The sequence below is a fragment of the Rhizobium beringeri genome, assembly GCF_004306515.1.
Taxonomy (GTDB): domain Bacteria; phylum Pseudomonadota; class Alphaproteobacteria; order Rhizobiales; family Rhizobiaceae; genus Rhizobium; species Rhizobium beringeri.
This window is the reverse complement of sequence record NZ_SILG01000001.1, coordinates 3172258-3191162: the sequence shown is the minus strand read 5'-3', so window position 1 is coordinate 3191162 and position 18905 is coordinate 3172258. Positions and strand designations below refer to the sequence as shown.

The 18905-nt window shown below is 56.8% G+C and carries 21 protein-coding genes; 7 read left to right on the top strand and 14 right to left on the bottom strand.

What is annotated here, in order from left to right; translation table 11 throughout:
• Nucleotides 1-20: 20 nt before the first annotated feature.
• From ELH03_RS16095 to ELH03_RS16035, 13 genes are all read right to left on the bottom strand, one after another.
• Nucleotides 21-497: a glycosyltransferase gene (locus ELH03_RS16095; protein ID WP_128400022.1), complete on the bottom strand. Its 477-nt coding sequence runs from the start codon at nt 495-497 to the stop codon at nt 21-23.
• Nucleotides 494-952 carry a glycosyltransferase family protein gene (locus ELH03_RS16090; RefSeq protein WP_027683437.1) on the bottom strand — a complete coding sequence of 153 codons (459 nt, stop codon included), beginning with the start codon at nt 950-952 and terminating at the stop codon, nt 494-496. Before ELH03_RS16090 ends, ELH03_RS16095 begins: the two co-directional genes overlap by 4 nt.
• A 13-nt stretch (nt 953-965) precedes the next feature.
• Nucleotides 966-1178 carry a hypothetical protein gene (locus ELH03_RS16085; RefSeq protein ID WP_128400023.1) on the bottom strand — a complete coding sequence of 71 codons (213 nt, stop codon included), beginning with the start codon at nt 1176-1178 and terminating at the stop codon, nt 966-968.
• Nucleotides 1165-2145: a glycosyltransferase family A protein gene (locus ELH03_RS16080; RefSeq protein WP_128400024.1), complete on the bottom strand. Its 981-nt coding sequence runs from the start codon at nt 2143-2145 to the stop codon at nt 1165-1167. The genes ELH03_RS16085 and ELH03_RS16080 overlap by 14 nt, the downstream gene beginning before the upstream one ends.
• A complete protein-coding gene (locus ELH03_RS16075; protein WP_128400025.1) occupies nt 2142-3026 on the bottom strand; it encodes a glycosyltransferase family 2 protein in 885 nt (294 codons plus the stop codon). Before ELH03_RS16075 ends, ELH03_RS16080 begins: the two co-directional genes overlap by 4 nt.
• 24 nt (nt 3027-3050) lie before the next feature.
• Nucleotides 3051-3995 carry a glycosyltransferase family 2 protein gene (locus tag ELH03_RS16070; RefSeq protein ID WP_128400026.1) on the bottom strand — a complete coding sequence of 315 codons (945 nt, stop codon included), beginning with the start codon at nt 3993-3995 and terminating at the stop codon, nt 3051-3053.
• Nucleotides 3996-4077: 82 nt separating this feature from the next.
• The gene (locus ELH03_RS16065) at nt 4078-4899 is read right to left on the bottom strand and encodes a galactosyl transferase (protein ID WP_128400027.1); all 822 of its coding nucleotides are present in this window, start codon (nt 4897-4899) and stop codon (nt 4078-4080) included.
• An 11-nt stretch (nt 4900-4910) separates the two neighbouring features.
• On the bottom strand, nt 4911-5942 hold the full coding sequence (locus tag ELH03_RS16060; RefSeq protein WP_105007086.1) for a polysaccharide pyruvyl transferase family protein: 1032 nt from the start codon (nt 5940-5942) through the stop codon (nt 4911-4913).
• Between the two features lie 30 nt (nt 5943-5972).
• Complete coding sequence (locus ELH03_RS16055; protein WP_128400028.1) at nt 5973-7475, bottom strand: lipopolysaccharide biosynthesis protein; 1503 nt, start codon at nt 7473-7475, stop codon at nt 5973-5975.
• 150 nt (nt 7476-7625) lie between these two features.
• Complete coding sequence (gene pssM, locus ELH03_RS16050; protein ID WP_128400029.1) at nt 7626-8528, bottom strand: exopolysaccharide glucosyl ketal-pyruvate-transferase; 903 nt, start codon at nt 8526-8528, stop codon at nt 7626-7628.
• Nucleotides 8525-9031 carry an acyltransferase gene (locus ELH03_RS16045; protein ID WP_018481602.1) on the bottom strand — a complete coding sequence of 169 codons (507 nt, stop codon included), beginning with the start codon at nt 9029-9031 and terminating at the stop codon, nt 8525-8527. The genes pssM and ELH03_RS16045 overlap by 4 nt, the downstream gene beginning before the upstream one ends.
• Nucleotides 9031-10182 carry a glycosyltransferase gene (locus ELH03_RS16040; RefSeq protein ID WP_128400030.1) on the bottom strand — a complete coding sequence of 384 codons (1152 nt, stop codon included), beginning with the start codon at nt 10180-10182 and terminating at the stop codon, nt 9031-9033. The genes ELH03_RS16045 and ELH03_RS16040 overlap by 1 nt, the downstream gene beginning before the upstream one ends.
• Nucleotides 10183-10213: 31 nt before the next feature.
• Nucleotides 10214-11287 (bottom strand): endo-1,4-beta-xylanase, encoded by a 1074-nt coding sequence (locus tag ELH03_RS16035; RefSeq protein ID WP_128400031.1) that lies wholly within the window; start codon nt 11285-11287, stop codon nt 10214-10216.
• A 205-nt stretch (nt 11288-11492) separates the two neighbouring features.
• Here ELH03_RS16035 and ELH03_RS16030 point away from each other — a divergent pair, with 205 nt between their 5' ends.
• Entirely contained in the window at nt 11493-11870 is a 378-nt protein-coding gene (locus ELH03_RS16030; protein ID WP_233942475.1) for a hypothetical protein, read from the top strand.
• A 114-nt stretch (nt 11871-11984) separates the two neighbouring features.
• On the opposite strand, the gene ELH03_RS16025 is transcribed toward ELH03_RS16030, so the two are convergent.
• Nucleotides 11985-12875: a DUF6030 family protein gene (locus ELH03_RS16025; RefSeq protein ID WP_128400032.1), complete on the bottom strand. Its 891-nt coding sequence runs from the start codon at nt 12873-12875 to the stop codon at nt 11985-11987.
• A gap of 638 nt (nt 12876-13513) precedes the next feature.
• On the opposite strand from ELH03_RS16025, the gene ELH03_RS16020 reads away from it, so the two are divergent.
• The 6 genes from ELH03_RS16020 (at nt 13514) to ELH03_RS15995 (ending at nt 18833) form a co-directional block, all read left to right on the top strand.
• Nucleotides 13514-14206: a class I SAM-dependent methyltransferase gene (locus ELH03_RS16020; protein WP_130766505.1), complete on the top strand. Its 693-nt coding sequence runs from the start codon at nt 13514-13516 to the stop codon at nt 14204-14206.
• A 171-nt stretch (nt 14207-14377) separates the two neighbouring features.
• Nucleotides 14378-14803 carry a helix-turn-helix domain-containing protein gene (locus ELH03_RS16015; RefSeq protein ID WP_105007079.1) on the top strand — a complete coding sequence of 142 codons (426 nt, stop codon included), beginning with the start codon at nt 14378-14380 and terminating at the stop codon, nt 14801-14803.
• A 9-nt stretch (nt 14804-14812) separates the two neighbouring features.
• A complete protein-coding gene (locus ELH03_RS16010; protein WP_128401192.1) occupies nt 14813-16660 on the top strand; it encodes a peptide antibiotic resistance protein in 1848 nt (615 codons plus the stop codon).
• Nucleotides 16661-16680: 20 nt separating this feature from the next.
• A complete protein-coding gene (locus ELH03_RS16005) occupies nt 16681-16893 on the top strand; it encodes a hypothetical protein (RefSeq protein WP_128401193.1) in 213 nt (70 codons plus the stop codon).
• A 42-nt stretch (nt 16894-16935) separates the two neighbouring features.
• Nucleotides 16936-18129: a YcaO-like family protein gene (locus ELH03_RS16000; RefSeq protein ID WP_128411223.1), complete on the top strand. Its 1194-nt coding sequence runs from the start codon at nt 16936-16938 to the stop codon at nt 18127-18129.
• A complete protein-coding gene (locus tag ELH03_RS15995) occupies nt 18126-18833 on the top strand; it encodes a TfuA-like protein (protein WP_128411214.1) in 708 nt (235 codons plus the stop codon). The genes ELH03_RS16000 and ELH03_RS15995 overlap by 4 nt, the downstream gene beginning before the upstream one ends.
• Nucleotides 18834-18905: the final 72 nt, after the last annotated feature.

Here is an 18905-nt window from a genome sequence, read left to right as displayed (position 1 = left end):
TCCCTGACGGCTCTCAGGGTTCAGACTGCTGCAATATAGTTTTTCAGGTAGGTGACCAGTGAAGCCCGGCCGGCTTCCGACGAATCCTCGTGAGACGGGCTATCCAGGTCTTCGAGCAGATAGTTCCTGAGATCGTCGTCGGTATGTGCAACATAGATACCCGGTCGGCCTGCGAGCTGTCCTACCGTGGCAAGCTGATGATCGTTTCGATGCTCGCCGAGGGATGCCTGCCGGGGAACGAGAATGATCGGCTTTCCAAAACGTTTCGCCGTAAGCACAGTGCCAATTCCCGCGTGAGAGACGATGACACTCGCATCGAAAAAGACTCTATCGAAGTCCGCGGGCTCGATATTCTTGATCCATTTCATGTTCTGTGGCGTGTAGGTGCCCTTGCCGATTTGCGCCAGAACCGGTTTGGACAGTTCCTTTGCGAAGGTGTCGACAGATTTGACGAGGCGATCAAACGGCAGCTGCGTTCCGACGGTGACAAGGATCAAAGGACAGCTCCTGCGTAGTGGGGGCCATCCGGCCGTGAAAGATGCTGCCATTGTGTGAGCCAGAGCGTCGCAATATGGCCAGCCAGTTTTCCTGATAGGGAGAGCTTCTCGACATTGGCGACGCTATCGATCCAGATCGTCCGCTTGCCCGTCAATTTGCCGGCAAGCAGGCAAAAAAGCCCGGGCGCGGCACCGGTCGAGATGACGACGTCGGGCCTCTGTTTGATGACGATGGAAAAGGCGCTGAAAAAGCACCGGATCGACATGGTAATCGAGTCGCGGCTGCAATCGGGAAGCACTAGTCCGTCCCGAATGTCGTATTTTGCAAGCAGTCCCGGGATGGTCGTTGCAAAGACGATATCGCAGCCCTCGAATGCGCCGCGCATGGCCATCAGCTGCTCCCAGTGGCCGCCTCCTGACGAGGCAGCGAGAACCTTCAATTTTTTCTCAGTCATAGACAGGCATCTCCTATATTTGACCGATGATAGGGGCGAAAAAACGTTCTGTACGAACAGCGATTGTGTCACGATAGTTCAATAGAAGTGTACCATTTTTGGCCCGGTTGATTGAAGCCTTGAAGTTCATGGACAGCCAATCACTCATGATATTTTCAATTGGAACATAATAAGGGTCAAAACTCTTCCAAGGGCGCTCGCGCAAACAAATATCAGAGAGCGGCATTGGGCTTGTATTCCTGGTATGCATGGCCGAGAATCCCGTTAACCATGCCCGCGCCGCGCAGAACATGGGTGAGGGCTCGCATGCCCCAATAGGGTGAAATCAAGATCGCCGGCAGCATGACCAGTCCAAGGATGACTCTCGTAGCGCCATAGGTCGCGCGATAGATCCGGCGCTTGAGGTTGCCATGCAGAACCTCGCTGACTGCGAAGGTATTGCCGAGCCGGTATTGTCTTTGCAATACCCATTTCCAGGTCATCCGGCTGGCCGGAACGATATCATGGACAAGCGCCTTGTCAGCCCAGAAGACCTGCATGCCACGGCGGATGGCTTGGTTGAAGAAAAGGTAGTCCGTGCCCCCGGTGAAGCGCATCTTCTCTTCAAAACGCAGATTCCATGAGCGGATCAGGGGATAGTCGAACATGACGTTGTTCGAGGCCGCATAAGAAATGCGTTGACCGTCCTTGTTCTTCTTGCGCTCGAACACCCTTGCCTTGATGAAATATTCCGGCGGGTTTTCGGGATAGACCGGTTGGACCGGGCCGTAGACGCAATCGGCGCGGTTTTTCTCCCGTGTCTCCAGCATTGCGTCCAGCCAGCCGTCGACCGGCCATTCGTCATCGTCGAGAAAGCAGAAGAGGTCAGTGCCGGGAGGCGCTGAATCCAGCGCGCGATTGCGTGCAAAGGGTATGCCCTGGTTTTGTTCGATGACGTAGATCAGGTCGTAGGCACCTGTTTGACCAAAGCTCTCTACCGTGGCCCTTGCGCTGCCGGCCGCATCATTATCCACGATCACCATGGTGAGATGATAGGGGCGAGCTGGGTGCCTGACCTGGCGTGTCATGACGTCAAGCAGCTTGGCGATCCCGTCGAGGCGGCGATAGGTCAGCACGCCGACGGCGATCTTCAGCGGCGCGGCGCCTACTTCTGTGCCTACGGATGAATGCGGGAAAGTTTCTTGCTGATTCATGACTGTCCTCTCCGCAGCATATTTCCCAAACGCTTGCGCGCCGCCATCAAGGCCACTTCGGTCGCGGCAGCATCGCCGAACGGACCGCCGGCCACCGTATTGCGAGCTTCGCTCCGAAGCTTCAGCAGCGATGTCGTTTCGGCAATGCCGCCAGCCACCAGGCTCTTGCCGAGTGCCTGCAGCCCGTTATAGCGGCGTGCCAGTTCCAGCCCTGTCGCGATCATGATCCGCGGGCGCAGCGTCTTTGCCCTGCTTGTGCCCGTGTAGCGGTTCGACGCATGAATGCGCTGAAACGTCAGCGGTGTTTCGACGATCGCGCCGCGGCCGAGAAAGGCAGCCGCAAACTTGATATAATTGTCGCTGAGGACGACGTCTGTCGCGACGGACATCGGCAGTATCTGGGACAGCAGGTTGCGGCGGAAGCTCAGGCCGGATGTCGGAACCGGAAGCGAGGGAAAGCCGCCCCTGCGAAGCGTGTCCCGCTTATCGAACAGTGTCACTTGCAGCTCTGCTGGAGGCTGGTCGCTTTCCTCGGTCGTCACCCGGTCGAAGCACCAGTCGATCTCGCTGCGGTCGTAGATCTCGGCTATGCGAGCGAGCTTGCCGGGCAAAAATGCATCATCGGCATCGAGGAGAAACAGGATATCACCACTTGCGGCCGCAAAACCCGCGTTGAAGCTCGAGGCCTGGCCACCATTTTCCTTCAATACCGTCAGGATCTGTTCACTGTAGGAGGCAAGGATCTGACGGGAATCGTCCGTCGATCCGTCGTCGACCACCACCACTTCGAAGTCGGGGTAGGCCTGCGACAAAACACTGTCGATGCATGGACGCAAAAAGCGACCATAATTGAAATTGTTGATGAGCACCGAGAGTTTCAAATTACTGCCTCCTGGGCCAATCGATCACCGCGCGAGTGTCTGGGGCGCATATCGGCGAATTCCAGCACGATATCCACGCATGTAGTAATATTTCCAGATAGCCCAGAAACGCTTTTTCGATTGCGGCAAGAGATAAAGCATGGCTGCCCGAAATGCCCATTGCGCGCTTTCGATCCAGATCGGTAGTGGAACTCCGCTGAGCCTCACCCCTCCAGGTACCTCGTCAGGGAAGAGCGCCGGCATGCCATAACCAAGCCGTTCTCCTCGTTTCTGTACCCAATCCTCTGTGACACTTGATGCCGGTATCCAGTGATGAACCACGGCCTCTGCGCATCGATAGGACTTGGCGCCATTTGCCGCCAGTCTAATGATGATTTCCGCATCTTCACCCATGGCAAATATCTTCCCTGGAAGAGGGCCGATATCTTCCCGGTAGCGCACGCTCGTTCCGAGCAACTCTCGCCGAATGATCGTGTTGGGACCCCAGACTTTCGTCGGGTCACAAGGTCCGCTTTGCGTTTCATCGACGATCGCGAAAGTCGAGCCCATTGGAATCCAATCGATAAAGCGGCCCTTCGGCTCCTTTTCCCAATCGGGGACGATCCTGCCTCCGAACACGCCATAGCCCGGATGGGCGATGGCGCAATCGACAATCGCTTTCAGCCAGTTCGGTTCGGCACGTATGTCGTCGTCCGTAAAGACAATGAGATCTCCCTTTACTCGATCCAAAGCCAAATTCAGCGCGCCAGACTTTCCCGGCTTGCGCTGCTGCAGGATGGTGATGGGAAGCTTCTCGCTGTACGATTTCAAAAGCTCAAACGTATCGTCATTGCTATTGTTGTCGACAGCAACCAATTCCCATCGATCATGGGGAAGTCCTTGGTTCATCAAGGATTCCAACATATGGCGCAACCGGCGGCTGGCGCCATTGTAAGATGAAAAGAGCACGCTGACGAAGATATCCGACATCAGTTACCAACCCTCTTGGTGAAGTCGAAAGAGAAGAGCTTCATATTTTGACTGCCTGTGCGATGTTCGAGCAGTTCGGCGCCTACGCGGGGTTTGACCGTGTCTTGCCGAAAAACTCGCGCCTGTGACCCTCGCCGAGTACCCTCAGCTTGCGAAGATTGCGTAACCACCGCCGCGGTTTGGTGAGCATACCGCGGTTGAGGAAATACTGCCGCAGCAGGCTCGGTGCCTGACTATGCGATCCGCCATGGGCGACCCGATAGACCGCCCCGCGAAACGGCAGTTTCGTAAGCGGCGCGCCCCGTTGGGCCAGGATGCTTGCTATGCGGACATGGCTGCCCAGCATCGACTTGATCCAGTCGAGCGAAGCCTCCTCGAAGCGTTCCGGCAGTTGGTAGAGATCGGCACGAATGATCAACGAGGTACCGCAAAGATGGCTGAAGTCGTCGTGGCCAAACAAGAAACTACCGCCATCGTCCCAGATATAACCATGATCGATCGTCCATCCGTTGGCGTCCCGATTGTCGGATACGTGTTGAACGATCCGAGAGCTGACGAAATCGTCGTCATCGACAATCATGAAGAAGCGGCTGTCGGTGGCATTCAGCATGCCGCTCAGAACGCGACGGCCTTTGTCTGCCCGGAAGGCATCAAGGAAGTCTTCCTTGCTGCCCTTTCCGAGCTCATGCAGGTCGTTCGGCGGAAAGGTGACACGCACGGCGGAGAATTTTTCCGGCAGGTCAGGCAGATCAGCGCCTTCGTTTGCCACGATGATTCCGCGCCAGTCTCCATTGGTCTGGTTGGAAATGGAGGCCACGGTCTGGGTCAGGTTTGCCTTCAGCCTGCTCCAATCGCGGGCATTGTCCTGATGCCGGACCGGGATAATGAAGGTGACAAGCGTCATCGAATGCCCCCTTAAGCCCGCAAGCTCACAGCTTCTTTTTCATCGACACGCCCCTTTGCCGCCTGACGACGCGCCCACTCTATTCCGTCCTCGAGCGAGGTTGCCTTGTATGAAAGGTCGGTTCCGCCGGAGAAAGCATTCATGAAGCGGCGGATCTTTCCATAGCTGTTGTCCAGCACGGCATGCGGGCGGCCGAGCAGCAGCGAGCAGATATGGACGTGCAGGCGATCGGTCACGATTGCGCGGGCACGCGAAATCTGACTGATGCCGCGCTCGAAACGGTTGTGTGCCGCAGCGTCCAGTCTGCGCAATGCAACTTCGCTCGGCTTCAATGCGAGATAAGCCGAAGCTACCCCCAACTTCTTGGCGATATCGACCTTCCGTTTCGACTCGGTAATCCAGTCTTCCACAGGAATATCGGAAGGAATTTTGCGATCGGTACCGCCAACCCGTTCCGCATCCTCCCGCAACATGGCGAGGACGGGAATCTGTGTCGCCCTTTCCGGAAGCGGACCGATGGCAAAAGCCATGTCGGGGCATAGTCGTACGGTGCAGTCGAAGTGTTTTTCGGAAAACTCCTTCGATTCTTCGTCGCGCACGAGCAGCACGAAATTCTTGTGGCGCCCGATTGCCCGTTTGGATTGCTCGATGCGCTCAGGCGAACTGTAGTGGATCGACTGCGGGAACTGGATGATCTGCCGATCCGGGAAACGCTCCATGATCGATTCGCGGAAATCCTGGTGGGCAACCCAGATATCGCCAAAATTGCCGCCGCCGTGAATGAAGATCGGGCCGGTCGGTACCCGCCGTTTCAGTTCGTCGGCGGAGAAGTCGTACAGTCTGGAAACATAGTCCGGGCGCTTGCCGAAGCGATCCTTGAGATAGGCCATCTCACCCAGCCAGATTGCCGAGTCGCCGCAATTGCGGATGTCGGGAAAGTCGAGAATCGCAAGCGGCTCGTCGCGCGAGACATAGTCCTTCAGGCAATCATGGATCATGCCATTGAGTTTTGCGATCAGCTCCGATCTGGATTGGCTGGTCATTCTACCTCTCTTGTTTATGTTCGTTCAATTTCAGGCCGACTTGGGTACGGCAATACGTTTGGCTTTTGACAGGAACTTGACAACGATACGCTGAACTTCGGTTTCCGGGCCGTTTGGCTTTTTCATCGCGAGCCAAAGGACAAAGCTGGAACCGACATAGAGGATACCGCCGGTGACGACGAGGATGGCCAGGTGAAGGGCCAGCGCCAACTTGTCGGTGGGAGTGTTCAGGACATGCGACAATCCCCAGACGCCGGCAGCCATCACGGCGACACTGGCAAGCGCGCGGAAGTTTGCCGCGAGCTGCTGGAAGAATGGCAGATTGATCAAGCGCTTGACGAGAAGCATGTTGACTACGGTGGAAATCAGGCCCGTCAACACGCGTGCATAAACGACGCCCGGAAGCCCGGCCATCATGAGACCAGCGATAATGATGGGCACGCGGACCACCAGCATCTGCGTGTCGCGGATGAACAGCATCTTGGTATGGCCCTTTGCCATGCCCAGCGGTTGGACGAGCGAACCGAGGGTCTGCAGAGCGAAGACCGATGCGAGTGCCTGTACGATGAAGATGGCGGGAACCCACTTTTCTCCCAAGGCAAGCCGCATCATCGGATCAGCTACGACTGCCATGCCGATTCCGGCCGGAAGCGCCACCGCCGCCAGAAGCGCCTGTGCACGCTGATAGGCTGCGACAAGCCGGACCGGGTCGTTGCGGACCTTCGAAAAGCCCGGATAAATCGTCTGGTTCAACGGCGCCGTCGCCTCGCGCGTCGGCAGGGTCGCAAGAGTGTTGCCGACGGTATAATGGCCAAGCTGCGTGGCGCCCAGCATCTTGCCGATTAACAGATACTCGACCCGCCAGTTCAGCGTGTTGACGATCTGTCCAGCCGTCAGCCAGAGCGAGAACGAAAACAATTCCCGTGCATGCCGGAAGGTTATGCGCGGCCAGAACGGCAGTACGGTATAGGAAACGATGATATTCGTGACCTGATAGGCGAGGGTGCCGACAACGAGCGCCCAATAACTCTGGTAGATGGCAGCAATTGCCACCGTCACGACGAAGCCGACCAGCTTTTGCGAGACGTTGAGTACGAACTCCTGCCAGAAGATCAGATCACGCTGGAGCATGACGCGGCGTGGATTGGCAAGACCACTCAGGAGCAGGCTGAAACTCAAAGCAAGCATGACGCTCGTCAGCCGGGGCTCGTTGTAAAACTCGGCGATCGGATAGGCACTGGCGGCAAACAGCAGCGCCAAAACCGCGCTTCGCGTCACGCTCAACGTCCACACCGCACTGAAGTGAACTTCGCTCGGAGATTCGTGGCGGATAAGCGCCTGATTCAGCGAGAGTTCGGTGACGGAGCTCAAAATGACCTGGATCGTCGTTGCGATAGCAACGAGACCAAAGTCGGCTGGCACGAGATACCAGGCCAGGACAAAGGTGCTGAGTGCGGAAAGCCCGTTGACGATGGCGCGGGACAGACTCAGCCATATGCTGCCCTGGATCAGTCGGTCGGTAACACTGCTCATAGATGAACGGCTCCGCACGACCAGGACATCGACCATTTAAGTGGGCTGCACACCCGTCCAAAGTGCTTCTCCCCTTTGTCGGGGCAGAGCGGATTGATGGAGTTAGAAAGGATCATGCCTATTGCCTCGTCACGAACCCGGTTTGCGACATCACAGGACGCTTGCCGTTTTCTTGGAAAAATCTTGCTTCAATCGGTTTAGCTCAAGCAGCATTCTGTCGTGCGCCTTTATAATAGACTCATCTGTGCTGAGCTGGCCCGGCTTCTCTGCTACCCGTTGCAACGTCTTGACCGTCGATCCAAAGACATAGTTGCCGGTGAGCTGTCGGATGCGGCGGTGGCGGAACGTTATGTTCTTCAAAAGGTAGGTGTTTTTCCGTACCAGCGATGCTCCAGCTTCGACGATATTTGACGGGCCAATTGCGTCGAAGTCGATCTCGAGATCAAGCGCACTTGCCCAATCGTACCACTTGGCTCGATTCCCCGGCGCGATCGGCCGGATAGCCCGCCAGGGAACGCGCAGCGCGTCTGAGATAATGCAGCCATGCATCGCCTCGGAGACCACTTTATGCGATGCGCTGATTTCGGTCAGAACCTTTTCCACAGACCAGCGGGGATCGATATAGTGAATCCCTGCGAGCTCGCAGGCCTTATCCCAACTGCCATACATCGCGCTTTCGTAATGCGGCATGAAAGAGACCGGGTAGCGCTTCTCGATGCTTTTCGCATCCCAGCAGCTGCGCGTGAGGATACCCGAATCGCCGATGGCGTAGCTCGGATCGATGCCGAGGACTTCGGCAGTCTTCTTTCCGCGCACGAAATAGAATGTCCAGTTGCGATCGACTTTCGGCGGGTTGGTGTAGCCGCCATAGCCCGAGCCGAAGACAATCTTCTGCATATTCGGGTCGAAATTGTCGTAGAGGATCGAACCGATGCCGAGAAAGAGCTGGCTTTCGTCGTCGTCGAAGAAGCCGGGCAGCAAGCGCTCCCAAAGCCAATGATTCAGTTCGTCGCCAAAATTCTCGTGTTTCCCCCGGTAGGCAAACATCTTCATCGTGCTTCTCCAGTCGGCAAGTGCGTCACGATCTGCGAGACCATCTCGTCTTCGCGTGCCATGCGTCCGTAACGCGAAATGATCTTGATGTCGCTGCGGATTATCTTTGCCGGATTGCCAGCGACGAGCGAGCGCGGCGGCACGCTCTTGGTCACCACTGAGCCAGAGCCGATGACGCATTCGTCGCCGATCTCGACTCCGGGCAGAATGATGCTGCGGGCGCCAATGAAGCAGCGCTTGCCGATCCTTGTGTGAAGATAGAGCCCGCGCGTGAGATCGTGGGTCAGAATCGCCGCCTCAAAGGCGACGTAAGTTTCCGCGCCGATGTGCAATCCCCTGGGGTTGGTCTTGTCGAAACGCACGCTCAAGGAAAAGCTGGCCGTCGGATCAATGTCCATTCCCCAGAATTTCGTATAGTAGAGCCACTTGGCCTTCACAAATCCGTTCCGCAGTGGCCGAAATACGTTCAGTCCCCACTTCGGCTTTTTTCCTGTCTGCACCATCAAGTCCGACCCCGGCTGGAAAATTCGTCTAGCACGGAACTGTAATAGTCCTCGAGCGTCCCCGTCTGACGACGTAAGTCGAAGCGCTCGGCCACCAGAAGCGGTGCCCGCGCGCTAAAGGCTGTCCACAGAGCTTGGTCGTTGAGCAGTCTTCCGACCGCCTCCGCCATTCCTGCGACATCCCGCTCCTCCACGAGATAACCAGTTTTCCCCTCTTCGATCGCTTCGCCGACGCCTCCCGAGCGAAATGCGACGACCGGAGTACCGACGGCTTCCGCCTCGAGATTTGCGAGGCCGAAAGCTTCGGCGTGACCATTGTCGAGGGTCACGCTTCCATGGAGATAAAGCTCCGCACTGGCGAGCAGATCTCTTATCTCAGTCTGCGACAGATTTTCATGGATCGTGACGCTTGGCAAGGAACGACGCGCCCGTGCTTCGATTTCCTCCTTCAAGGGACCCTGGCCGACCATGACGAATTCGACCGGGGTGCCGGCAGCGGCCACACGTGAAAGCGCATCGATCATGAAACGATGGCCCTTATAGTCGACGAAGCGGGCAATTGAAACCACGCGCCCTTTTTTTCGGGGACGGGGTTCCATTTTGAAGAGATCGAGATCGATGCCGATATGATGGCGATAGACGCGTTCGGCTGGAAAGCCAAGTGCCAGCAGCCGGTCTCGGATGAAATCGGAAACGGCGATGTTCCAGCTATTCCATCCGGCCATCTCGCTCCGGCCCTTGGCGAAGAAACGCACCTGATTGAAGCCGCCCGGCTTTTTCGGATCGCCGCCATAGGTCGCGTCAAAGCCGTGAAACGTCGTGATCAGCGGCTTGCCGGCGGCCCGGGCCAACGGGCCGATGACATACCCGTTCTTTCCAAAATGGGCGTGAACAAGATCGGCTTTGCCGATCGCAGGAAAGAGGAAGGGAAGGCCGATCTGCGGGATTTTCAGTAGCAGTTCACCGGCCCGCGCAATGGGAGACCGACGGATGTCATGAACCGGAACAGTGGATTTTTTTGTATGCGCCGAAGAAATTCGCGAGCCGGCAAGAATTTCAGCTTCGAAAGAACGAAACGCTACCGCCTGGTTGAGAACAAATGCCTGGCTGGCAGGCAAAAATTTTTCCACGTAAATAACGGCTTTTTTCATGAATCTGTTCGCGTCTCCGTTGTCTTGTGCATCACATCGCCTCTATTGCCCGCCGGATACCGTCGATCGCACTTCTTGGCGCATTATTTTCGTCGTAAAGATTAACGCGCTTCGTGCAAGCCGCAGCGGGATCGGCCGCTTTCTCATCGCGCTCGCCGTATTTTTCCGACATGCCCCATACTGTCACGCCTTTCAAGTCGCCATGTTCGGCCGCCACGGTGATCACGTCACTGAAAATATCGGCGTAGGATGCCGGCGTGAAGGCTTTGTCGCGGTTCAGGAAGTGGCAGGACGCGTCCAGTTCGGTGATGAAAACGCCGACACCCATGTCCTTCAGCGCCGCGCTGAAGCGCCCCATTCCTTCTGGATCGATCCGGTCGAGTCCGGGGCGGAAATGCGCCTGCAGCCCCACCGCATTGATCGGCGTTTTTTTGGCGACGAGATCCTCGACAATTTTCAGGATGCGTGCGCGCTTCTGTTCGAACACGTCGGATTTTTTCTCCAGATGCGTTTCGTTGAGGACCAGCGTCGCGCCGGGATTGGCTTGGTGCGCCATGTCGAAACTCATACGGATATAGTCGTCGCCAAGAAGGCGTCGGAAAACACAATCCCGCAGATCCGCTGCATCATACTCCAACGGCTCGTTCACCACATCCCAAGCATCGATCGAGTTCTTATAGCGAGTGACAACCTGTTTTATATGACGGTTCATGGTCGCCTGAATGGTCTTGGCGTCCGTGATATCAGACACCCAGCCCGGGACGCGATACCAGATCAGCGTATGGCCATAAACCCTCATGTTGTTTTTACGTGCAAATGCAACCATGCGGTCGGCGCTGCCGAAGCTGAAAACACCCGGTCTCTTTTCCGTCGCATTCCACTTCAGCTCGTTTCGCGGCGTTATTGAATTGACGTTGTCGATGTAGATCTCGGAAGCGATTGGATCGTTGACGTTTTGCAGGTCGATTGCCGATCCGAATCGGAACGACTTCCTGTCGGCAAGGGCGCGCAGCCCTGCAGAGGCGGGCACCTGTGCCAGGGCCTGGCCCGCACGAACATACAACAGAGCGAGCGGAACCGAGGCGAGGAAACGTCTTCTATTCATTCTATCTCTCACTGTTAGCTTTTTTCATGTCCGCGGTGGAATTTGAAGGGCCATGCTCGTCGGCACCGATCCATCACGGGATTCGCGTTCAATTCAGCAGAGTAATGCAACCTCAAATATACTTTCGCCGCAGGGGATATTGTCAGTGTCTGCTAGACTTTTCAGCATATTCCAAGATATAAACCGCTCGGGGAGGGCGCTCGTGATGGAAGATTGGTCTAGCTATCTGATGAGCTATTTTTATATGGCATTTCAAAATGCCGTTTTTTTTATGGCGACTGTTCGAAACGATCTATCTCTTCTCGGTGACCGGCAGTTCGCAGCCCTTGTTCTCGGCATCATCGGCGTCATTTTCCTCCCATTCGCAGCGCTCGTCAGAATGTCGTGGCGGCTGCGTCAATCGGAGATCGTCATTCGCTCGCTGAACGAAGACCTTGCGCAAGTCACGCAGGACCTCAATGTCGAGCGTGTCTGGCGCCTGGCGGGCGGGGACAGCACCGAACGGCCGAGTGCGGACAGTTTGAAAGAGCTTTACAAGATTCTGGCCAGAGATCACGACGATGCAAGTTACATGGCGAGATAAGTCGGCGCGCGGCGGGAAGTCAGAAATCTAGAACATGTCCGACTTTTTAGTGCTCTATCCATTTGTTTTTACACAATTTATTTGAAGCATCTGCGTACCTTTACTGGAATTGCTCTAATGCCGATGTTCCTGACTTTCTGCCGGGGCCTCGGTGTCGGAGGGCTCGGAGACTGATCCCGGCTGCGCGCTGTTGATGTCGACCGCAGGGTCGGGCAAAGGCAGCCATATTCTGCCGGAAAAATAATTTCTCGTTCTTTTCTGTGGTCCTGAAGTCGCATCCAGCGAGAGTGTGAAATTGTAATTCCCGGGATTGAGCACCTCGCGGGTGAAGCTGATACTAGCTCCGAAGCCGTCTTCTTTGATATCCCTCAGGTTCTTGATGGCGTTCAGGGTCTCGTGAAAATCGAGCCATTGCGGTTGCCGCAGCATGATTTGGAAAATTCGCAGAATGCCGGGATCGAGCTGGCCATTTTGATCGGTCTCGGGATTGACGATCTTCACGCGCATATTGTCGATCGTGCCTGCGGCGTCGCCGCGAACGATGACGAAGACGGAGTTCGGGAGCTGATCCTTTTCCCGCTTGCCGCTCTGCTCGAAAAAGCATTCGAACGTATCGGCGTTGAAGCTCGCCGCCGCCCAGTCGCTGGTTTCGATGCCGGCATTGCGCAGCGCCGCACACATTGCGGCGCCGGATATCCGCCATGTCCGTAGAAAAGTCGACGCGGTCTGTGCCGCCGGCGGTTCAATGACATGCAAGGGAAGCGCGAAGGCGGCCGGAGGCGCCGGGCGGGGAAGAGCTTTGGGCGGCAGCGGCCTAACCTCAGGGGGAAAGAGATCGAAGCCAAAATAATGGCTGACCGTCTTTAAGTGTTTCATGTCGTTGGAAAGCAGCACCGTTCCCATGACCAGCGAGAGGGAAATCGTCAGCAGCAACCAGAAGACAACGGGAATCCGCGGTTTTCTCACCGGCTGTTTCGCATATGCGGACGACGAAGTATCGGGCAAGCTTGTCTTCTCCGGCGTGCGAGAAGGGTTTCGATCGGGCGGTCTAGAGCATTTCCGTTTTTCTCCAAGCCACGGAACCCTCTATCTTTTTGTTTTTTGCGCAACTCCGGACGCAAACCGCTGTGCACTTTTGCTGGAATTGCTCTAGATCCAGCATATACATTTAGCCGTTAAATATCTTTGGCTTCGTGTCGGCAATTGGGCACCTTTGTGCCTCGTCGTCAGCAAGGGCGCGCTGCAGATTTCGGCGTAGGCGCTTCAACCCTATGTCGGTTGGGAATCTCCAATACAGCTAGGGGCAATCGCGGTGGCAGATGGCGAATGATCTCACCATTCGGTCTATGAATCGATCACCGTTATCTCGGCTTCCGCGTGATTTCGACAGATTATTGTTATTACTATTATGATACCGACAGAATTTTCTATCTTCTTTCCGAAGATACATAAAGATATTATCTATATGTATTTATTTATATTGTGGCTGCAGCATATTTTCGCGCAGAAGTTTTGTTTTTTATTATAAAACTATAGATTATATTTTGGCCATCCTTGGAATTGAGCCGGTTTTAGCGATTTTCATCAAATTTTCGACGTATTCTTCGATAGGGTTTGCCGCGCAATCGCCGAGGGGAAGGGATATGTCCGTCGAGCTAGACGCAACCAGCTATGTTCACGCCAAACCGACAACAGCGCACTCCTATATCTTGCCCGCCGTGCTCGATATGCTGGAGGGCCATTTCGACGGTTCTCTTGGGAACGACGTCTTTGATTTGGGATGCGGTACCGGCGGGGCAGCTGCGGCTCTTGCGGGAAAGGGATATTATGTCGTCGGCGTTGATCCTTCCAGCGATGGTATCGCGAAGGCCAATGTCAATTATCCCGAACTGCCGCTGAATGTTGGCTCGGCCTATGACGACCTTTCCAGGGAATACGGCACATTCAACGCCGTCATCAGCCTGGAGGTCGTCGAGCATGTCTACGATCCGAAGGCTTTCACCTCGACGATGTACGATCTCGTCAAGCCGGGCGGTATCGCCGTGATTTCGACGCCCTATCATGGTTATCTGAAGAACCTTGCCCTGGCTGTGGTGGGGAAAATGGACGACCATTTCATGCCGTTGACGGATCATGGGCATATCAAGTTCTGGTCGAAAAACACGCTGAGTACGCTGCTGCTGGATGCCGGCTTCGACAATGTTCGTTTTGAATATGTCGGAAGGATTCCCGTCTTCGCCAAGTCGATGATCGCCGTTGCGCAAAAGCCTCTTAGACACGGCGTCGGAGCGGCACTGATTTCGGACGGCATTCGTCCGCTGCGACTTGCGCCATAGAGCAGGATGCGCACCCGCGCCAAATGGCGCCCGTTGCGATAATCCACAGGTTGCTTTTACTGTGTGCACTGCTGAAAAAAACCCTTAGGAAATATTTACTTTTAGTTGCATTCTTGCTTAATCTCTCCATTATACAGCTGGGCGTGCTGATAACGCGGGAGACTTATTCACATGAAGGCTAAATCGCCGAATTCGATCGATGTCTATGTTGGCAACCGCGTGAGAGTTCGGCGGAAGACGCTCGGGATGACCCAGAACGGCTTGGCCGAACTTCTGGGTATTACCTTCCAGCAGATCCAGAAATACGAAAAAGGAACGAATAGAATAGGCGCCAGCCGTCTTCAGCGCATATCCGAGATTCTTCGCGTGCCCGTCGGCTTTTTCTTTGAGAACGGCGGCGCCGGGCCGATCGACGGCCAGACGAGTGAATTGAACAGCTTTCTGTCCTCGAAAGAGGGGCTGGCGCTCAACAAGGCATTCATCGCCATCGAGGATCCGAATATCAGGCAAAAGCTGGTGGCGTTGGCCAAAAGCCTGGCAGCCGCGGGGTTGCCTGAAAGCGACAGTGAGTTGCACGATTCGGTTATGAACAGCTGAGGACGGATTGTGCTCCATCTGCAGACATTCGGCGATCTGCGGTTGATCGAGACGAATGGCGATCCGGTTCGCTATCCGATCAAGGGCCTGTTGATGATGGCCCATATCTATGCCGGCGCGAGCCATGAACTCAGCCGCTATGAATTGGCGCAGTTTCTGTGGAATGACGTCGAAGCTGATCTGGCGCGGCTCAATCTGCGCAAGTTGCTTTCCCGCATCCGCGAGACAGACGGCGGACGCGCCGAAGTGCCCTTCGATTTCACCGCCACCACGGTTCGTCTCAACACACAGGCAGTTTCCAGCGATCTGGATATTTTTCGCGCCGGCGGTTCGCCACTGGAGCGGCTGAACGCGATCGCCGAACTGACCCAGCGTGGGTTCATCGGAAATATCAAACCAGCGACAAAGTTGATAGATGCGTGGATCAGGGCGCAACGGGACGCGCAGGCGCTGCAATTGCGGCAGGCATTGCTGGATGCGCTGCCGGATGCGCAAAAGCCCGGCGCGGCGCGCACCATTTCCAGCGCCGCCCTGCAGATCCTCGAACGGGATCCGAATGACGAGCAGGTCAGAGCCTTACTGCACCGGCTATCTGGCGGTTCGTCCCTCAATGAGAGATTGCCGAACGGCGACGACCATGCCCGGGTACAGGTGAAGCGGTCAGAGGCGGGTGGTGAGACACCTGCCGACATCGAACGCATATCGCCGATGCCGCTGATCTTGCCTCGGCTGGTGCTGCTTCCCCCGACATCGAAACATGCCGATGCCGGACTTGCGCTTGCCAACGCCCTGATCGAAGACGTCACGATCGAACTCTGCGCGCTCAGAAACATTTCCATCGTCGCGCCGCATACGGCCGGCCAGATCCGCCGCGACTCCGAGAAGGCTGCCGTGGTCGCCCGTCATTCGATCGCCTATCTTCTGGATACAAGGCTTTCCGAGGAGGGATTATTCGCCCAGCTGGTTTATTTTCCCACCGACGAGATTATCTGGGCCAATCGCTTTGCGATGACGCCCGATATATTGCCGCGTCAGAGACGGCTGATCGCGCAGCAGCTGACCATGTCGGTGGCCCGCCAGCTGGCTGAAAACGAGGAAGAGCGCCTACGCTTCGAAGCCAATCCCGAGGCCTATCACGCCTATCTGGTCGGCTCGAGCCTGATGAGCAAGTTGACATTGCCGCACATCCGCCGGGCACGGAAGGCATTCAAGCAGTCATTGTCGCATAAGGCGGATTTTTCTCCGTCATTTACCGGGCTGGCGAGAACCTTCACCAGCGAGTGGCTCGTGACGGCGCAGGGAAACAATGAGCTGCTGCATCTGGCGGAACAGAATGCACTTCGGGCCATCGAACGGGATCCAGCATCGGCGGCGGGCCATCGCGAGCTTGGCGTCACCAAACTCTATCTCGGCGATGTCGATGCCAGTGTCGCCGCACTTCATCTGGCGGAAGAACTCAGCCCGCATTTTGCCGATGTCATCTATAGCCATGCCGATACGCTGGTGCATGCATCCCGCCCCGGCGATGCGCTCGCCAAGATCAAAAAGGCGATTTCGCTCAATCCGATAGCGCCTGACGCCTATCTCTGGTGTGCTGCGGGAGCGAGTTTTTTCCTGGAACAGTACGAGGAGGCCATCGCCTATGTCGAGGCGATGAAAGACAAAGCGCCGGCCCATCGCATCGCCGCGGCCAGTTGCGCAATGATCGGCGATCGAAAACGGGCGCTCTTCCATCGGCAACGGGCCGAAAGCATCAACCCGGTTTTCGACGTCGAGAAGTGGCTCGCCATCGTCCCCTTCAAGGAACATTGGCAAAAAGAGCTATATCGGGAGGGCCTATTGAAGGCCGGTTTTTAACAATAACTTAGGGGCATTACATGGCGAAAGCTGTCATTATAGGTATACCCGGTGAGGCGGGTCTTTGGCTTGCTGATCTCGGCGCGGGTACGGTCAAGCCTCTCAATCCGACGGGGGATTTGGGGACCGCGAACGACCTGCGCAAAGCCGGCGGCACATTTGTGAAGGGCGTCGACCTCGCCGTCGCCGTTTCGTCGGCGCAGGTTGCCCTCTCCGGTCACGTCGACGGCTGAGCCGGTATTCTGACGGACTGGTCCGTATATTCCGAGAGGGTTATGTCGCCGCGGGAAACTCTTTCCCGCGTCGAACCTCTTTTGGCCGGGTTCGGCATTACCAGGGTTGCGCGACATACCGGACTGGACGACATCGGAATCCCCGTCTGGTGCGCATACGCCCCGAATTCCCGCTCGATCGTGATTGCACAGGGAAAGGGCCTGACTGATATCGACGCCAAAGTATCCACTGTCATGGAAGCCCTCGAACGGGCGGTTGCCGGCGAACCCTCCGTCGATCTCGTCCACGACACCTCTTCCCGTCTGCAGGCGATGGGACGCAAGACCGACATGCTGAACTGCCTGACCGCTCTTCATAAACCCGATCTCGGACCGGACGAGGAGACGGAATGGGTTGCCGGCGTCAATATCCTTAACGGCGACGAGGTTTATGTCCCCTTTGAAGCGGTGGTGCTCGACCGCACACGGGACGCGCGATACTGGATGTCTTCGGACGGCCTGGCGTCGGGAAACAATGCCGAGGAGGCGATCTTTCATGGCGTCCTGGAGCGTATCGAGCGTGACGCCCATGTGCTGTGGCAGGTGGGCGCGGAAGCGGATCGTTATGCCGGCTGCGTCGATCCCCGCGGCTTCCAGGACGGCGCTTTGGGCGGGCTGGCCGACAAGATCGAAACCTCGGGATTGGCGCTCAGGCTTTTCGATATCACCAGCGACATCGGGATCCCCTGTTTCACCGCCATGCTAGGCCCTGAGGACCTCATTCCGGGCTGTCGGGCTCTTCACGGCGACAGGGACATTCGCCTCGTCGAGGTAACCGGCGGGACCGGCGCGCATCCGTCTCCCGTGCGCGCGGCCATTCGGGCGGTGACGGAGGCCGTGCAATCCCGGCTGACCTATATCAGCGGAGCCAGGGACGATATTTCTTCCGCAACTTTCTCACGATGCTTGCCGCCGCTGATGCGGCAGGCCTTCGCTGCGGTTGCCGCACCGCCCGCTGCCGCCATCGGCCGTGACGGGGTGGCACGACATGGGCAGCAGGATCTGCCCCACTTGCTGCAGCATGTGCTCGACCGGCTACGCAACAGGCGGATCGCTTCGGTGATCGCGGTGCGCCTCAGCGACGACACGCTTCCCTTCAGTGTCGTCAAGATTGTCATTCCCGAGCTCGAAAATCCGGAAGGGGAGCGCGCCCAGCGGTTCGGAACGAGGGCGCTTGCCAGGGCAATAGGGTTTTGAAGATCATTTTCGCAGGTCCCAGTCTTCCCGATGCGGCGTCGCTGGCCGGCGAGGGGATATGCGTCCTGCCGCCTGCCACGCAGGGCGATGTCTTGGCCGCGGTGGAACAGGGCGCCAATGTCATCGGCCTGATCGACGGCGGCTTCGAATATGCCGCACCGGTCTGGCACAAGGAAATTCTCCATGCTCTTTCGCTGGGCGTCGCGGTTCTCGGGGCGGCAAGCATGGGCGCGTTGCGCGCTGCCGAATGCCATCCGTTCGGCATGATCGGGATCGGTCGCATTTTCGAAGACTATCGCATCGGCCGGCTGGTCGACGATGCTGCCGTCGCACTCACTCACGCGCCGAGCGCGCTGGGCAGCAAGCCGCTGACGGTACCGCTCGTCAATGTCAGCGCAACGCTCGATGCGATGGAGGATAGCGGACAGCTGGCGAGCGGATTGCGCCAAGAGCTCGAAGATGCCGCAAACGCGATATTCTTCAAGAAGCGAACGTGGCGGGCGGTCGTCGAGCAATGTGCAGGGCTCGCCGAGCCGGATCGTCCGCGACTGCTCGCGGCCCTTTTGTCGAATGCCGTCGATCAAAAACGCATTGATGCCTTGGAATTATTGAAAGCCGTGCAGGACGCCCGCGACATTCGCTCGAATGCCGATCTGCCGTGGAAACTGCACGAAACCTCATTCACCACGCGTCCTGCATTGTAATGCGAATTCGGCAATTGTCACCGAGGGTTGTGTCACGCTTTTTTCACGGCCTGGATCACGTCCACACGCGTA

Bases quoted from the DNA above. Each gene is read 5' to 3' on its own strand.
- ELH03_RS16065 (WP_128400027.1), bottom strand. From the start codon at position 4,899: ATGACGCTTGTCACCTTCATTATCCCGGTCCGGCATCAGGACAATGCC.
- ELH03_RS16055 (WP_128400028.1), bottom strand. From the start codon at position 7,475: ATGAGCAGTGTTACCGACCGACTGATCCAGGGCAGCATATGGCTGAGT.
- ELH03_RS16000 (WP_128411223.1), top strand. From the start codon at position 16,936: ATGTCGCCGCGGGAAACTCTTTCCCGCGTCGAACCTCTTTTGGCCGGG.
- ELH03_RS16060 (WP_105007086.1), bottom strand. From the start codon at position 5,942: ATGACCAGCCAATCCAGATCGGAGCTGATCGCAAAACTCAATGGCATG.
- ELH03_RS16030 (WP_233942475.1), top strand. From the start codon at position 11,493: ATGGAAGATTGGTCTAGCTATCTGATGAGCTATTTTTATATGGCATTT.
- ELH03_RS16045 (WP_018481602.1), bottom strand. From the start codon at position 9,031: ATGGTGCAGACAGGAAAAAAGCCGAAGTGGGGACTGAACGTATTTCGG.
- ELH03_RS16085 (WP_128400023.1), bottom strand. From the start codon at position 1,178: ATGCCGCTCTCTGATATTTGTTTGCGCGAGCGCCCTTGGAAGAGTTTT.
- pssM (WP_128400029.1), bottom strand. From the start codon at position 8,528: ATGAAGATGTTTGCCTACCGGGGGAAACACGAGAATTTTGGCGACGAA.
- ELH03_RS16040 (WP_128400030.1), bottom strand. From the start codon at position 10,182: ATGAAAAAAGCCGTTATTTACGTGGAAAAATTTTTGCCTGCCAGCCAG.
- ELH03_RS16070 (WP_128400026.1), bottom strand. From the start codon at position 3,995: ATGTCGGATATCTTCGTCAGCGTGCTCTTTTCATCTTACAATGGCGCC.
- ELH03_RS16005 (WP_128401193.1), top strand. From the start codon at position 16,681: ATGGCGAAAGCTGTCATTATAGGTATACCCGGTGAGGCGGGTCTTTGG.
- ELH03_RS16080 (WP_128400024.1), bottom strand. From the start codon at position 2,145: ATGAATCAGCAAGAAACTTTCCCGCATTCATCCGTAGGCACAGAAGTA.
- ELH03_RS16090 (WP_027683437.1), bottom strand. From the start codon at position 952: ATGACTGAGAAAAAATTGAAGGTTCTCGCTGCCTCGTCAGGAGGCGGC.
- ELH03_RS16020 (WP_130766505.1), top strand. From the start codon at position 13,514: ATGTCCGTCGAGCTAGACGCAACCAGCTATGTTCACGCCAAACCGACA.
- ELH03_RS16035 (WP_128400031.1), bottom strand. From the start codon at position 11,287: ATGAATAGAAGACGTTTCCTCGCCTCGGTTCCGCTCGCTCTGTTGTAT.
- ELH03_RS16015 (WP_105007079.1), top strand. From the start codon at position 14,378: ATGAAGGCTAAATCGCCGAATTCGATCGATGTCTATGTTGGCAACCGC.